The following is a 16066-nucleotide window of genomic DNA, read 5'->3' as shown; positions in this document are numbered from 1 at the left end:
TAAAAAACCCAGGTTCTATTTATTGAACCTGGGTTTTCCTATAGTTTCATTTTTCCTTTAATTTCAGCTAGATGTGCTTGAAGCTGTAATGCCTCATCCTCTGTCAATTCGCCATCACCATACCGAACCTTTTGGTATAAATTTAAATAAGTGGTCTCAAGATTATATCGATTAAACCACTCCTCAATAGTTTCGGAATGCTTCCTGCCCTTTCCTTTTCGTGCAGCAAGTTTCTCAAATTTGTAAACTTTTAAGCGAATCCGGTTTGTTGGTTTACGAGAAAATTTTCTATTTAAAAATGAATTTCTTTTTGAAGATTCTTCGCGCTCATTTTCTTTCATTGCGGTTGAAGCAAATGCTTTTATCCTACTCGATTTAACACGGTGAAAGACTTTTTTTCGGGCTAGAAAAATTATGATAGCAATAACTACCAGTCCAAAAGCAATCAGTGCAACCCAGTTAAAAACCCCCGGTATAGGAATATCACGCTCTGTTGCACTAGTAGCTGGTGATTCAGCTATAGCCTTTTGTTCCCCTATTGGAGGATCCCAATCTAATATGAAAAGTTCAACAACATTATTCCAAATAGAAGTAAGCGTAAAATTTGCAAACTGAAAAAAGGAAAATACAATCACGCTTCCTGCAAGGATTATACCTGTAAATCCAATGGGAAAATGTAATGATTTGGTTAGATTGTCGGAGTCGCCTGTAAGGATATGACTTAATTGATAACCCATTATCATAACGAAAAAGTATATTAGGGCCATCCATATTAATATGGAATCGTAAAAATATAGGAGGTCTACCGCAAATAGAAGCAGCATATATCCCATTGATTGAAATTGTTTTTCTATAGCTAAGTTGTTATTGTGGACAATAAATCTCCATAACGTAAAACTTGCCAGAATAGAAGAAATAATTAATGGGAGACCAATCAGATAATACATCAAAAATACGATAATAAAGAAATCAATTACATAAATAACATACTTTTTTAATAGCCGTACACTAACAGTTATTAGGACGATAGAAATAATCGCTGCAAGGAAATAATCCCAAATTGTAATAGAATAATTTACTAAAGACAGAATCGGGACTAAGAAAAAATAAAAAAGCAGATAATCGCAAGTGAACTGATAATATTTTGTGATTGTGTTATTCGGCTTCATATGCAAAAAACCTTTCCATACTCCATGTAGATAAATAAGCACCATTTTCGCTATCGTTCACCTGATAGATATGATTACCTCTTTTATTCCATTTTTGTACAACGGAACTGCTGTAGGTATCAATAGCGCCAATTAGAATAAACATGTTCGATCCTATTGCTGATTGATCAATCCTGTGAATAACAGTATCAATGGGAATAACGTTATTATCGTCTTCAATTCGTGCCAGCAGCTCTAATATCTTTTTTAAATGCTCGGTGCCGCTGTCTTCTTTTAGAAAAAAGGGCACGTTGCCAATCCGTGAAGCGTTTATATAGATTTCGACTGGATAACCTTGCTTCGTAATAGTTTGACAGATAAATGCTGCCTGCGATAAAAATTTTTCTATTTTATCACTCATATATACATTGCCAAGCGGGCTTATTTCTGCAATGTTTACAATGATCGTCCATGAAATGTTTTGGTTTCGCTCATAGACTTTTGTTTGGAGCGTTTGATTCTTGGCTGATGCTTTCCAATGGATGCGATGGAACGGATCGGAATGCACATAATCTCTCGTCCCCACTGGACTTAAAAGATCTTCAAATGGAGAATAAGGAGTGACTTGATTCCCAAAGCTGTTGTATGGAAATTCTTCAATGCCAGCAACCGGAATAAGCCGTGGATACACTAATATTTCTGTTTGGTACTGTCCAGCATACTTCATTTCGTGCTGTTCAAAGTTCAGTAAATGTGGAAATGTCAGTTGAATTCGATCGACCATCGTAACACCTCGTTTCATTGCCTGAATTGGAATGGATAAATGAGCTGCACTTTTTCCGTGCAGGACCATTGGCAGGTGATAATGATTTAATCGGCTTCGAGTAAACCGTACGAATTCATCACTTGAAATCTTGTGGTTTGTAGTAAAGCTAACATCCGTATTATGAAATGGAAGAATGGAATGGTTATAAAGATTAATTTCTAAATGTCCCTCTTCATCTTCAAACAACCGAATGGATCGCTTTTGGTTTTCCAGTATCAGCTTACGACCTATATGTTTATCATAAATTCGGATAAACCACACATAAATAGCAACAAATCCAACAACCAAAAAGATTAATGTCTGATTGGTTATTAGACTAATAATGGTCAGAATAACGACAAACAGAAGCAGGAGATCATATTTCTGTCTGGTATTTTTAATGGAGTTTGTGTTCCAGTTGGTTTGTTTCATTGGTAAGTTCCCCTTCTAGTTCCGGCCATTTTTATCCTTCTTTACTGTTAAGCACTTTCCTTCAAAACTTCATATGGACTAGTTCGCAATGCCTTCACAGTCGGAATAACAGCGCCAATAACCCCCATCACAGTTGGAATACAGATGGTCAGTAACAATATAGTCAAGTTGTCCCATGGGAAAATGCCGTACATAATGCCGATGTAAGAAACAGATAAAATCAATCCGACTAACCCAGCTAAAAAGCCAATTAATGCTCCTTCAAAAATGATTGATGTTCCTACCGTACGATTGTTCCATCCTATCGATTTGAACAAAGCTAATTCATTTTGTCGCTCGACGATGTTCTGCCACATCATTTCTGCAGTTGTTAAGATGCCTACGATTAAAGCTGCTCCCATAATAAAGTAATGTGATTCATTCACTTCAACAGCTACAAACTCCCCTAAATAGGAAGTATACAAAACGCCATCTAAGCGAAAAGAAACGAATAGGTAGAACGACAGTAACGTTGATGGCAAAGCAATGGCTAAGATTGATAATAAATTTCGTCCTGGGCGTTGCGTAACCTGATTGAATACTAATCCAACGATCGATTGATTCTTAAAAACTCGTTTCGATTTGGAACTGATTTCTCCAGTTTTTATGCCCTGGTATGGTTTTAATCTTCCGACTTTGATAAGTGGGGTTAGAATCCCGAATCCATAAATAAGCAGGGAAGTTAGACTAATTAATCCTATTTTGGCAATGTTGAATTCTGCGCCATTCTGAACCAAAATAAATTCCACTACAAAAGCGAATATGCTAATTAGTATTACAAATGATAATGCTTCGAACACGATCATTTTTCGCAACATGCTTGTTCTCCAGCCCAATGCCAGAAAAATACTGTACTCTTTTCGATTGGTTAGGAAGGAAACATAGGATGTTGCTAGGACGTACATAATACCGATTAGAAGAACTGCGAGTAGCACGCTAGTATAACCGAGTGATGTTTCTCTAAGAATTGTGATTGCTGCACCGAGATGTATCCATGTTTGTTCCATCCAACCAACTGTTTTACCTTCTTTACTAATTTTTGTGACAGTTGGTTGAGGAGAAGAACCTCTAGTGATTGTAACTTGTAATCCAGTATTGTTCTCAATTTCTTTTTTAATTTTTTCTAATTTTGTTTGCGAAGAACTACCAACTTCCTCGATCCCTTTTATTTTGATTCGAATGGAGGAAATACTTTTTCCACCAGTAATTTTTTCAGCCGCTTTAACAGTTGTTAACACGTTTGGCGGGTTAGTTAGCAGTGACGTCGGTGAACCAGAACCCTTTAACGTTCGAACTGGATTCATTGGTTCATTATCAGATCCAAGTACAATAGATGCCTCTGCAGGCTTATATGTTTGGAGTGGCAGTTTTGTGAGTGGATCTTTACTAATTTTTAGCTTGCTAGTATCATAGTGCCCTACTATATCGAACTGCAAAATCGGTAAGAGAGGAATATTCTGCTCATTGGATTTATGATCCACAAATCTAGGCTGCCTATACACATAATCAGGTAATACATCCCGGAAAATTTCATATTGGAGTTTAATAGACTCTCTGGATAACTCGTAACTAGCGCTCCACCTTTCGGGATAAGGACTTCTGACTTTCTTATAGTCTAACGTACCTGATTTATAAATTAGTTGAGATCCACTGAGTTCAAATGATGGATGGGAACCCGGATTTTTAAGTTTTTCAAAGTAGATATCTTCTAGTTGCTTGCCCGTTGTTATAAAGGTATCAACTTTTTTTGTATCTATTGTTTTTAAGTATTCTCTTCCATTACCTTCTCGAATTTTTTCTATAGTCTGTTGTTGTTCATCAGGGGTTTTAAAAGGAAGTGCAAGTTTTTCCAATGTTACCTTGTAATTACTATTCGAAAAGCTATTTTCATTAAGTAACACAGGTAATTCAAACAAACGCTCTTGTTCTGGATCCTGCTTTCCCGTATCACTTGTTTTTAGGTATCTGCTAGTATCCGAGATTGTTACAGCATTATCTAACCCGACTAATTTTGCTTCTTCCACCGGGTCAATACCCACTAGTAACTGAAATGATCTTAAACCAAAACCGCTTTCCAATCGACCTGCACCAAAATTCAAGTTTATATCTGATCCATCCCACCCCTTAACAACGTAGTTTTTAGAATTAGATAGCGTCGTTGAGAACAATCCATTATCGTGGGTATTTTTAATAGTATATTTGTATAAACCTGATTTATCTACATTGAATGCGTTTTTCTTTACAAGCGTTAATTGCGTATACCCAAGAACGGAAATTGGAGCTGCAACTTTGACATCCTCTATTTCTTTAATCGATTCATATTGTTCATAGCTAATACCCGCGGTAATACCATTTAAAAAATTTGGTGTCATTAATAAGTTTTCATTCTTAACTGAGTTCGGTGGTGTTACAACCAAATCGTACGCGCTCTCCCATTTCTTCTGCAGCGTTTCATTGATAGTTCCTTGTGTTGATTCGGTCAGACTGAATAAATAGATAAGCACGCCACTTATCAGCACAACGCCGATTACGGATAGAAGAAACCGCTCTTTGTTTCGCATCCAGGAATTCCAAATAAGCTTAAACATTAACTCCACTCCTTGTAAAGCTAATCACCATTTTAATAGTTGATATTTCAGAACTAAATCTCTCACTATTTCGCCGGAACTTCCCAAGTAGCAGACGCACCAGTTGAGTAAGACCAATAACGTACTTTCCATACGCCTTCTTGGTCAGGGACATCAAAGTAAATTGCAATTTCCATTTTCTTTCCTGGTGCAAGTTCATCACTTAATTTTGTTATACCAGCGGGCATTGCAGGTTGTAATTCGGTTCCTTCAACATCATACATCTTGAATTCATATAAATCGACATGTACTTTACTGTCTGTTGTATTTTCAATAGTGGCTATAATTTTAACTGCATGATCTTTAAGTATTGGATGAAACTGTTTCATCTCTCCTTTATAAGGTTCAATACTTGTGAGCGTAACTTTTATTCCCCCAGCATTTACGGTGTCACCAATTTTGTGAGCATTAATATCTTTTTTTGATTCATCTTTAGATTCTTCTTTTACCTCTTTTTCTGGATTCTCTTCTTGTTCTTTTTGTTTTACCTCTTTTGTTTCTGTTTGAGGTACTTCCTTCTTTACAGTTTCTTCTGAGCAGGCTGCCAATAAACATACTGCTAAAAGGGTAACACCAAATATCTTTATAAAAAATTTAGTCATACTAATTCATCCCCTTTACATCCTCTTTTAGGCACTTTCTTTTAAAACCTCATATGGATTCGTTTTTAATGCCTTTACAGTTGGAATTGTTGCTCCAATTACTCCAACTATAGTTGGGATGCATATGGTTAATAAAAGAATTATTAAGGAATCCCACGGGAATACTCCATACATGAATCCGATATATGCCATGGATAGGACCACCCCGACTAATCCAGCCAAAAATCCAATCACTGCACCTTCAAAAATAATGGAAATACCGACTGTTCTATTCTTCCATCCTATCGATTTAAACAAAGCTAGTTCATTTTGTCGCTCCACGATGTTTTGCCACATCAACTCAGCTGTGGTTAATACGCCTACAAGTAAAGCGGCTCCCATAATGAAGTAGTGTGATTCATTTACTTCAACTGCGATAAATTCTCCCAAATAAGATGTATACAGTACACCATCTAGACGAAAGGACACAAAAAGATAGAACGATAGTAATGTTGACGGTAGTGCAATGGCCAAAATAGATAATAAATTTCTCCAGGGACGCTGCACAATTTGATTGATTACTAATCCAATTATGGATTGATTTTTAAATATTCGTTTTGTTTTTGAGCCAATTTCCCCAGTTTTTATTCCTTGATATGGTTTTAATCTTCCTACCTGAACAAGAGGTAATAAGATTCCAAATCCATATATAAACAAAGAAGTAAGACTAATTAATCCTATCTTTGCAAAGTTAAAATCAGCTTCATTCTGAGCCAAAATGTATTCTACAACAAATGTTAAAACTGTTATTAATAAAACATAAGATACAGCTTCTGCTACAATCATTTTTCGTAACATGCCAGTCCTCCAGCCCAATGCTAAAAAGATACTATATTCTTTGCGGTTCGTTAAGAACGAAACATAAGATGTAGCTAGCACGTACATAATTCCGATCAGGAGAACTGCGAGAAGTACGCTAGTATACCCAAGAGAGGTCTCTCTTAAAATAGCAATGGAGGCACCAACGTGAATCCACGTCTGTTCCATCCAGCCTTCTGTCACGCCTTTATTAATAATTTTCGTGATTGTTGGCTGTGGTGAGGAACCTCGCGTGATGATTACTTGTAATCCTGTTTTATCTTGAATGTCTTTTTTTACAGACTCTAATTTTTCCTGAGATGCATCCCCAATATTTTCTATTCCTTTTACCTTAATTCGAATGGAGGAGATACTGTCCCCACCCATTACCATTTCTGCGGCTTTAATTGTTGTTAATAAATTAGGTGGATTTGGTAATAGTGCTGTTGGGGAACCAGAACCTTTTATTTTCTTTATTGGATTGAGTGGATCCCCCTTTTCGTCAAGTACTACATTCGCCTCTGCTGGACGATATGTTTGAACCGGTAATTTTGTAAGAGGATCTTTGCTGATTTGCAGTTTTGTTGGATCATATTTACCGACAATATTTAATTCTGTTATTGGAAATGACGGTCTCCCATTCTCCATTTTGTAATCAATAAATTTAGGCTGCCTGAATACAAAAGTTGAAAAGTATTCCTTTGGAAACAAACTTTCATCAATGTTAAGTGGTTGATTTTCAACCTTATATCCAACTTTCCATCTTTTAGGATAGGGACTATTGATTTTTTGATAATTTAATGGACTAGAAGCACTCAATAACTGGGAAATGCCAATATCTACTAATGGATTTTTACTAGGATCACTGAGAGTCTGAAAGTACATTTTCTCTAGTTTTTTCCCAGTAACGGTATATTCATCAACTGTAGCGGTATCTATTTTTTTGAGAAATTCTTCACCATTTCCTTCTCTAACTTTTTCGGCACTTTTTATTTGTTCTTCTTCGGTTTGAAAAGGTATCTCTAATTTTTCTAACGTTACTTTATAATTACTATTGGAGAAACTGTTTTGATTTAATATAACAGGTAAATGAAATACTTGATCAGATTTAACATCTTGTTTTCCGGTATCATTTTTGTTTAAGTATCTACTATTATTTGAGTTCAAAATGCTATCATTTAGACCAACCAGCTTGGCTTCTTGCTCAGGATCTATCCCAACAATTAACTGATCATTTCTCAAAGTAAAGCCAGCATCTAGAAGATATGCTCCAAAGTTCAAATCAGGTAGAGAACCAGTCCAGCCTACAACTGAGTAAAATGTAGTATCTAATAATTTTGTTTTAAAAAGATTATTATGATGCGTTTTTTGTATATTTACTTTGTATAACCCAGGCTCTGATACTTTAAAAGCATCCCTTACAGTTAGAGAAAGTTGTGTATACCCCATGACAGATAGTGGAGCAGCTACTTCCACATCACTTATGGCTTTTATAGTTTCATATTCTTTATAACTAATCCCACCATTTATTCCATTTAAAAAATTAGGCTCCATTAACTGATCTTTATTCATAACAGTGTCTGGTGGCGTAACAACCAAATCGTACGCGCTCTCCCATTTCTTCTGCAGCGTTTCATTGACAGTTCCTTGTGTTGATTCGGTCAGACTGAATAAATAGATAAGCACGCCACTTATCAGCACAACGCCGATTACGGATAGAAGAAACCGTTCCTTGTTTCGCATCCAGGAATTCCAAATAAGCTTAAACATTCACGCTATTCCTCGAATTACTGATAACTTTTCCATTTTTCATTTCAACAATGCGGTTAGCACGCGAGGCTAACTCTGGATCATGTGTGACGAAAATGACGCCGCATCCTTTTTCTTTATTCAATTTGGTTAACTGGTCAAAAATAATCTCGCCTGTATGCGTATCTAAATTTCCAGTCGGTTCATCTGCCAGCAGCCAATGAGGTTCATGGACCATCGCCCGTGCAATTGCAACACGCTGCTGTTGACCACCTGATAATTGTGAAGGTAAAGAGTTAAGTTTATCCTCTAGACCCACTTGCGCAAGCAGTGTTTCTGCACGTTCTTTTTTGTTGTAGGATACCTTTCGTGAAAACAATGGGGCCATGACGTTCTCTAGGGAGGTTAAGGTAGGTAATAAGTGGAATTGCTGAAAGATGAACCCGATATTTTCAAAACGAAAATCGGCTAACTTTTTTTGTTTTAATTTGCTGATTGGATTGCCTCCGTATATGATGTGACCATCTGTCGGCAAATCTAAGGCTCCAAGCAGACTTAACAATGTAGACTTCCCTGATCCTGAAGCGCCTACAACTGCAACAAATTCGCTTTCTTCAAATTGGAGATTGATGTCTTCTAAGGCATATGTACTAACGCCGTCCCCTTTAAATTCTTTACTCACATTTTTACAAACTATTTCATGTGACATAACCTAAATCTCCCCTTTTTATTTAGATTAAAAATCCATTTCTATTATGTTACCATTTCTTTACATAAAATAGAATGACATTTGTTGAAATATATTAAAAAATTGTGAAACCTTCACGTTATATGACTCGTAGTTGTATCTAACAATATAGAAATTCATTGAGTAAGGGGGATAGGTAATGGTTCGTAATAAAAAAATTTTACTACATATTTCTGTGTTAACGCTTGTTATCCTAATCTATTGTTTTAGTATCGGTCCAATGACTCTAAGTGGTGGTGAGTTGTTTCGATATAAAGATTGGCTTTTTCCTGTATTAGGTATGATTGTTGTTACCTATTTATTTTCTGCACCTTCCATGAGAAGAAATATTCTTATGAACCCTAATTGGCGATCGTTATTCGTACTGAAAAATGTTCTGCTTATTGTTGGCTCATTGCTAATCGTTTATCTTTCCTACAAATACGTGATCTTAATCGATCCTTTTGCAAGTTCTTATGCAAAGAGAGGAATAAAATATGGTATACCGCATGATTATTCTCTGGTGATTCTGATTGCAATGATTACCATTGGTCCTTTATGGGAGGAACTATATTTCAGAGAGGTGTTACTTGGTCAGCTTCGAAAATATATTCCTTTATGGATTTGTATAGTGCCTAGTATCTTACTATTCGGTATGCTGCACCTGACTTATCCATTGCACGCCATAGTTATGGGAATTGTTTTTACCACCGCATATCTTAGGACAGGATCCTGGGTCGTCTCTTTTGTCATCCATGCTAGTTGGAATTTGTATATTTTGCTGGTGAGTATATTGTGAAGTTAAATAGGGAGAGTGCTGTTATGACTATTGAAAAAAACAACTCATTATTAAGACATATTATTATATTATCCGTCCTTATGCTGGCTATTTGGGTAATTGTTTTTCCTATGGCACAGGTCGGTGGGGTTTTGTATAACTATGGTGATTGGGTGAATATCACTATTGGTATTACACTTTTGCTTTATGTCTCACTTGTTAAGACAATGCGTGATAATGTCTTGAAAAGTTTTAAGTGGCGTGATTTTCTAAAAGCCAAAAATATTTTATTAGTTCTTGCTGCGGTACTCTTAATTTATTTCTTGCGTGATATTCTCATGCAAATAGATCCATTCACCTCAAGAACACAAAAAGCTATGGCGAAGTATAATTTATATCTAGCAGGTTCTTACTCTATGGTTACAACAGTAGGTATTTTAACGATCATACCACTCTGGGAAGAACTTTTTTTTAGAGAAGTGCTTATCGGTAATCTAGGGAAGTTTATTCCTGTCTGGGTATGTGTGGCGTTAAGCATTGGTGTATTTGCATTAGGGCATTTAAACTATCCATTATTTGCATTGGTAGCTGGCCTTATATTATGCATTGTTTATATCCTTACAAAGTCTGTAGCGGCCACTTTTCTTATACATGCTTTATGGGATATAAATGCTATTATCCATCTTTTTTAGCGAGAACAAATTACCAGTAAAACTTCGGCTGCCGCTATTAAAGACAGTGCGAATCGTCTATCTAAATTTCTGCTTAATAGATGTCTACAACATGCCCGTTTGGTGTACATTACCAAGCGATATTTCTTATTAATAAATTCTAAGTATCGATTGACAAGCTATTTTAACCATGATATATTATTACTTGTGCATTACGGAGGTATACCCAAGTTCGGCTGAAGGGATCGGTCTTGAAAACCGACAGGCGGGTCAAACCGCGCGGGGGTTCGAATCCCTCTACCTCCTCCATTTTTAATTAAAGAATAGCTTACATATATAAAACCGCTGCGATTAATTTCGCAGCGGTTTTTTGCATGTGAAAAAAGAGGTAAACCACCAGTGCAGATGGATTACCTCTATAATAATTTACTTCTGTACCAGTTCTCTCGTCTTCCACTTTCTGGATTGCTGAATGAAGTGGCCAACTTTTTCTAAAATCGGTTCGATTGATTCTTCTTTTTTCATTAAATCATAATCTGATATCTTGATTCTTAGAATTGGGCATGAGTTAAAGTTATTTATCCAATTTTCGTAGCGTGTATACATTTCTTCCCAGTAGCTTAACGGTGTGTTTTTTTCCATTTCGCGACCGCGGATTTTAATGCGGTCCACTATTTCATCAAATGTACCTTCCAAATAAATTAATAAATCCGGATGAGGGAAGTATGGAGTCATGACCATCGCTTCAAATAGATTGGTATATGTTTCATAATCGATTTTCGACATCGTGCCGTTTTCATAATGCATTTTGGCAAAAATTCCTGTATCTTCGTAAATCGAACGATCCTGTATAAAACCGCCGCCATATTCAAAAATTTTCTTCTGTTCCTTAAACCGTTCAGCTAAGAAATAAACTTGCAGATGGAAGCTCCAGCGTTCGAAGTCAGCATAAAAGTTTTCAAGATACGGATTTGCATCCACCTTCTCAAAGGATGTTTTAAACTGAAGTGCGTTAGCAAGTGATTTCGTCATGGTCGATTTTCCAACACCAACTGTTCCAGCGATTGTAATGATACTATCGTTAGGAATTTGATATTTCTCACGTAAATTCATTGTGTGGTCTCCTTTATCGTTTGGCAATTTCTTTATGGTTGTTTAATTGGTGTTCAACTTGGTTAATGATCGTATTTAAATCATCCTGCTGCTTTACAAAATCCAGTTCATCGCCATTGATTCGAATTACAGGGATTTCAGGATGCAGCACCTCGAAATGATTCATATAATCCTCATAGTCGCTTGCCAGCTGGGCGAGGTAGGATGGTTTAATATTCTGCTCAATTTCTCTGCCGCGCTGTTTAATCCGTGAAAGCACGGTATCAAGACTGGCATGCAGATAGATCATCATGTTTGGAACGGGCATGTCTTTCGTTAATATATGATAAATTTGCTCGTACTTTTCAAATTTATCCTGCTGCAGCGTACGTTTTGCAAAAATCATGTTTTTCGAGATATGATAATCGGCAACAACCGCTTTACGTTCATCTAAGTACTTCTTTTCTATGTCTTCTAATTGCTTAAAACGATTGCATAAAAAGAACATCTCCGTTTGAAAGCTCCATTCGTCAATGTCATCGTAAAATTTCCCTAAAAATGGATTTTCCTCTACAATTTCTTTCAGCAAATGAAAATCAAAATGGACAGCTAGTTTTTTTGCTAAAGATGTTTTTCCAATGCCAATCGGTCCTTCTATGGCAATGAACGGAACCTCTGCCATGTGTATTCCCCCATTCAATATGTATTCTTCGACAGATGTACTTTATTTTAGCATAACCTGAGGGGCAAAACCATATATGAGAAGTGAGCCTTTTCTTTCGGGTAACTATTTTGTATAATAGAGATTGGTCTTAAAAGAAGAAGTAGATACGCATTGATAAAGATCATCAAACAGAGGCTCGTCTTAAGATTTTCGGGGATGAACAGGTGACTTCGCTTTTCTTATTGCCCCCGTAGCTCAGGGGATAGAGCATTAGTTTCCTAAACTATGTGCCGCAGGTTCGAATCCTGCCGGGGGCATCCATAGTACTGTATATCAATAGTTATAAGGCTTTTAGTTTAACAGTAGCCTTACTGATGATACACAGTTTAAAACTTGAATATATAGCAAACTGAAGTACATCTTCTTACGTTTTCTTGTCTGTATAAGATAAGTAAATGAAAGGGGGTGTACTTTTTTGTCTGCAAATTACCGTAAAGGAAAGTCAATAGTTAAAAGAAGGGTGACAAGTGAATCAGAAACTACTGGGTTACAGGTTAATACTACAATTGACCAAGCCTTTTCTATATTTATTTCATTTAAGAAAACACTCGGTGTAAGAGATGGAACAATGAATGAATATCACGTGATTTTGAGATATTTTCTAGAATGGCTTTCTGAAGAATACCCTGATATTCAATACATTAATGAAATATCTACAGGTGTGTTACGTGAATATATCGTTTATTTGAAAGAAGAAAGGTTTAATAAAAGGAAACAAACAGTAGGTTTATCACCATTTACCATTAACGTAAGAATACGATTTCTTAAAACATTCTTTAATACTTTGTTTAAGGAAGAAATTATTAATAAGAATCCAGTACAAAATATAACGCTTATGAAGGTTGATGAAGATACCTATGAACCACTTACAGATGATGAAATAGAAAGGATTCTATCTATTCCTGATAGTGGACAATATGCACAGTTTAGGGATTTAGTGATGATGTATCTAATGTTGGATACAGGAATCCGTATCAAGGAAGTGTGCGAATTGGAAGTAAATGAAATTGATTTTAAAACAAGGTCGATTATGTTGCCTGCTAGTAAGAGTAAAAATCGTAAGCCTAGATTATTACCCTTATCCAATCAAGTAGTGAAAATGTTACTAGAATTGGTTACTGAAAATAAGTCACACTTTGACACAAGTTATGTAATTGTTTCAAACATAGGTACAAAGTACAATCCAAATTCATTTCGTAAAAGATTAGGTATATACAGGAATAAAGCAAGAATAGTTAAGCGTGTCTCACCACACTTATTCAGACATATGTTTTGTAAGAATTACATTTTAAACGGTGGTGACATTTTCACATTACAAAGAATTGTAGGACATGCAGACATTTCGACAACTAGAAAATACATTCAACTAGATAATAATGAAATTAGAAACCAACACTCTTTGTATAGTCCAGTGACAAGGATAGGTAAAAGAAAGAATTAAGGGGGATAAATAGAATGGATTATAAGTTTCCGCAAATAAATGAACTAACAACCATTGAAGCGATTAACTGGGATACACAAGAAGTTGCTGAAGTATTCAGTACAAAGAGTCGTATAGCAGGAACATATTCAGAAGCCTATAAAGATGCACTGTTAAGCTATAAGCAAGAATTGAATACAAAGGCATTAACAGAAAGAAAAAGACTGATGAAAGGGATGTATTAAATGGAAACACGTTTAAAAGTATATGATGCAGAAGAAAAGGGTTTATACATTGGAGTATTTAGTCAATACCTTAAACTCTCTGATGCTAAGGATGCCTACAGAAATTCATTAGATGCAGTAACAGAAGCTAAGGATAATTCTATAAGAATTGAAATTGCTGAAGAAAACGCTTCAAGTGTCGAGGGGGTTATAGATATCGGAGTAGAAGAAGGGGAAAAATTCGCATTGGCTTTATTGAATTTGTGCAGTGCAATTAAAAGATAACAAAAGAAAAAGCCACCTATTACCAGTAGGTGACCAAAAATACACTATAAAATCATACGGAAAATCGCACCAATAAAAATTAGATACGAAAAACCGTACAACCACCTTCATTATACTGAAAAAATCAGGTAATGCAAAGGCTTATTAAACATGAAGTTTTTTAGGTGAAGGGTAATTGTTTGGTTTTCCGTTACATAAGGAGAAAAATACAATGCAATCAGGAAACATAAATAATTTCAGTGATTTGTCACAATTTAAGGATATTAGAGATTTTAATAATAGTATTGAACAATGGATGCTGGATATTAAGAAGAAGTTCACTAAATCAGAACTTGTTGCACTTAAAAGGCTTATTCGTTTTTCTGCAAAGGTTAAGGGTGTATGCAATGCAAAGATAGGTACAATAGTTTCAGCCACACACGAAAAGGATGGTGCGGGAATATCAAGAAGTACTTTTAAGCGTATGATAGCAAAGGCTAAAACAATAGGTTTAATATCAGTACATAATACAGTACGTAAAAATGGTAGTAAATCTAGTAATTTATATGTATTTAGCCCATTTTTAGGACATGCTGAACCATCTAAAGTGAAAAAATTGAACCAACCACAAACAAGTAATCTTTCTAAAACTACCATTAAAAATAATAATAAACGTAAAGAAAAAGTAGAAAGGGAGGTAGTAAACAAAAGTAAATTGGATTCTTCATTTACTAACAAAAATGTACCAATAGAATTCACTAGATTTGTTAGTAATTTTTATAATGATGCAAAGGAAGTTGAGGAGTATTGGAAACTAGTTAATATCTCTGCATATAAAAATAAAGTTAAAGGTGACGTTATAGGTACAGCAATAGATTCATTTAAAATACTTGTAAGAAAGATAAAACTGAGTAAGGTGCATAATACTTATGGATTCTTTTATGGAGTATTAAATAAAAAGTTAAAAGCTAAATATCACCTCGATTTATTTAAGGAATGGTGGGAAGAATACTAGGAATATTTACTTAATATTCAGTCCCTTTTTGGTATTAATATGATAATATAGTAATGAAATATAACGAATAAAGTATCAATAAGGGATGGTTTTATGAAGGAGAAAAGAAGTTATCGCTTTGAAGGGAAGGTTTTCTCAAAAAATGATATTATAAGTTTGGCTAAAATATTTCAAACTGAGGAAGAGAAAACAATAGGGACAAAAGTTGATTTTAGCATAGAATGTACAGACAGAACAAGTTATGAAAGTGAGTCCCTAGCCATTTTTGATGAAGATTTCATAACTTCTACAGAAATAGAAAGCATTAGTTTTTGGATGTACAATTATGAAGAGGAAAGTAGTTTAAATCTATTAATATCTTCAAAACATTCAAGTGGTGCTTTAGTTGTTAAAGGGTCAGATAGGGATTGGGTTGGTGCTAAGTTTTTTCAACTTAAAGAAACAATTAGTAGAATTAAAAATCAAGAAAATTGGTTTATAAAAAACCAAAAAACAGTATTTCACTTATTAGCAATAAGTTTTGGTTTTCCAATGCATAATCTTTATATTTTATTTCTATCACTTTTTGTAAAACCAATACAGAATCCTTCAGCCAACCTGTTGATAGTACGAGATTTCATGTCAAGTAATCCACTAATTGTATTTATACTCCAATTAATTTTTTATTGGTGTACAGGATATGTATTTGCCATGATATTAATAAGTTGGATATCAAAACTGTGGCCAAAAATTGAATTTGATTTTGTTTCTGAACACCTACAAAAACATAAAAAACGTAGAAAGACCATGTTTTTTATTTTATCTTTATTTATTTTACCAATTATAGCAAATGTGTTTTATGACTTGGCAAAGGAAGCTTTTCACATAATATTAAACCCCTAACAGTTTTAATGCTGTTAAGGGTGAGTTATA

General features: G+C 35.1%; 15 protein-coding genes and 2 tRNA genes. 9 read left to right on the top strand and 8 right to left on the bottom strand.

Annotated elements, in window-relative coordinates:
- Positions 1 to 38 precede the first annotated feature (38 nt).
- The 6 genes from VBD025_RS04030 to VBD025_RS04005 form a co-directional block, all read right to left on the bottom strand.
- A complete protein-coding gene (locus VBD025_RS04030) occupies positions 39 to 1169 on the bottom strand; it encodes a DUF4129 domain-containing protein (RefSeq protein WP_430789506.1) in 1131 nt (376 codons plus the stop codon).
- Complete coding sequence (locus VBD025_RS04025; protein WP_430789504.1) at positions 1156 to 2385, bottom strand: DUF58 domain-containing protein; 1230 nt, start codon at positions 2383 to 2385, stop codon at positions 1156 to 1158. The genes VBD025_RS04030 and VBD025_RS04025 overlap by 14 nt, the downstream gene beginning before the upstream one ends.
- 47 nt (positions 2386 to 2432) lie before the next feature.
- Positions 2433 to 5012, bottom strand: coding sequence for an FtsX-like permease family protein (locus VBD025_RS04020; protein WP_430789502.1), 2580 nt, complete (start codon positions 5010 to 5012; stop codon positions 2433 to 2435).
- A gap of 65 nt (positions 5013 to 5077) precedes the next feature.
- Positions 5078 to 5653, bottom strand: a complete 576-nt coding sequence (locus tag VBD025_RS04015) for a DUF4352 domain-containing protein (RefSeq protein WP_430789500.1) — start codon at positions 5651 to 5653, stop codon at positions 5078 to 5080.
- A 27-nt stretch (positions 5654 to 5680) separates the two neighbouring features.
- The gene (locus VBD025_RS04010) at positions 5681 to 8260 is read right to left on the bottom strand and encodes an FtsX-like permease family protein (protein WP_430789498.1); all 2580 of its coding nucleotides are present in this window, start codon (positions 8258 to 8260) and stop codon (positions 5681 to 5683) included.
- Positions 8253 to 8948 carry an ABC transporter ATP-binding protein gene (locus VBD025_RS04005; RefSeq protein ID WP_430789496.1) on the bottom strand — a complete coding sequence of 232 codons (696 nt, stop codon included), beginning with the start codon at positions 8946 to 8948 and terminating at the stop codon, positions 8253 to 8255. The genes VBD025_RS04010 and VBD025_RS04005 overlap by 8 nt, the downstream gene beginning before the upstream one ends.
- A 178-nt stretch (positions 8949 to 9126) precedes the next feature.
- On the opposite strand from VBD025_RS04005, the gene VBD025_RS04000 reads away from it, so the two are divergent.
- The 3 genes from VBD025_RS04000 (at position 9127) to VBD025_RS03990 (ending at position 10724) form a co-directional block, all read left to right on the top strand.
- Positions 9127 to 9765 (top strand): lysostaphin resistance A-like protein, encoded by a 639-nt coding sequence (locus VBD025_RS04000; protein WP_430789494.1) that lies wholly within the window; start codon positions 9127 to 9129, stop codon positions 9763 to 9765.
- Positions 9766 to 9788: 23 nt separating this feature from the next.
- Positions 9789 to 10436, top strand: coding sequence for a lysostaphin resistance A-like protein (locus VBD025_RS03995; protein WP_430789492.1), 648 nt, complete (start codon positions 9789 to 9791; stop codon positions 10434 to 10436).
- Between the two features lie 195 nt (positions 10437 to 10631).
- Positions 10632 to 10724: transfer RNA gene (locus VBD025_RS03990), tRNA-Ser, on the top strand.
- Between the two features lie 117 nt (positions 10725 to 10841).
- On the opposite strand, the gene VBD025_RS03985 is transcribed toward VBD025_RS03990, so the two are convergent.
- Together VBD025_RS03985 and VBD025_RS03980 are read right to left on the bottom strand one after the other, a co-directional pair.
- Entirely contained in the window at positions 10842 to 11528 is a 687-nt protein-coding gene (locus tag VBD025_RS03985) for a deoxynucleoside kinase (protein WP_430789490.1), read from the bottom strand.
- A 13-nt stretch (positions 11529 to 11541) separates the two neighbouring features.
- The gene (locus tag VBD025_RS03980; protein WP_430789488.1) at positions 11542 to 12189 is read right to left on the bottom strand and encodes a deoxynucleoside kinase; all 648 of its coding nucleotides are present in this window, start codon (positions 12187 to 12189) and stop codon (positions 11542 to 11544) included.
- 226 nt (positions 12190 to 12415) lie between these two features.
- On the opposite strand from VBD025_RS03980, the gene VBD025_RS03975 reads away from it, so the two are divergent.
- The 6 genes from VBD025_RS03975 (at position 12416) to VBD025_RS03950 (ending at position 16036) form a co-directional block, all read left to right on the top strand.
- A tRNA-Arg gene (locus VBD025_RS03975) sits at positions 12416 to 12488 on the top strand.
- A gap of 158 nt (positions 12489 to 12646) precedes the next feature.
- Positions 12647 to 13672: a tyrosine-type recombinase/integrase gene (locus VBD025_RS03970; protein WP_430789486.1), complete on the top strand. Its 1026-nt coding sequence runs from the start codon at positions 12647 to 12649 to the stop codon at positions 13670 to 13672.
- Between the two features lie 14 nt (positions 13673 to 13686).
- Positions 13687 to 13896 (top strand): hypothetical protein, encoded by a 210-nt coding sequence (locus VBD025_RS03965; RefSeq protein WP_430789484.1) that lies wholly within the window; start codon positions 13687 to 13689, stop codon positions 13894 to 13896.
- Entirely contained in the window at positions 13897 to 14160 is a 264-nt protein-coding gene (locus VBD025_RS03960) for a hypothetical protein (RefSeq protein ID WP_430789482.1), read from the top strand.
- Between the two features lie 211 nt (positions 14161 to 14371).
- Positions 14372 to 15154 carry a hypothetical protein gene (locus VBD025_RS03955; protein ID WP_430789480.1) on the top strand — a complete coding sequence of 261 codons (783 nt, stop codon included), beginning with the start codon at positions 14372 to 14374 and terminating at the stop codon, positions 15152 to 15154.
- A 93-nt stretch (positions 15155 to 15247) separates the two neighbouring features.
- Positions 15248 to 16036 carry a hypothetical protein gene (locus tag VBD025_RS03950; RefSeq protein WP_430789478.1) on the top strand — a complete coding sequence of 263 codons (789 nt, stop codon included), beginning with the start codon at positions 15248 to 15250 and terminating at the stop codon, positions 16034 to 16036.
- Positions 16037 to 16066: the final 30 nt, after the last annotated feature.

Origin of the sequence: Virgibacillus flavescens, assembly GCF_050574275.1 — a bacterium.
In the GTDB taxonomy this organism is placed as follows: Bacteria; Bacillota; Bacilli; order Bacillales; family Amphibacillaceae; genus Virgibacillus_F; species Virgibacillus_F flavescens.
This window is presented reverse-complemented; position numbering and strand designations above follow the sequence as displayed.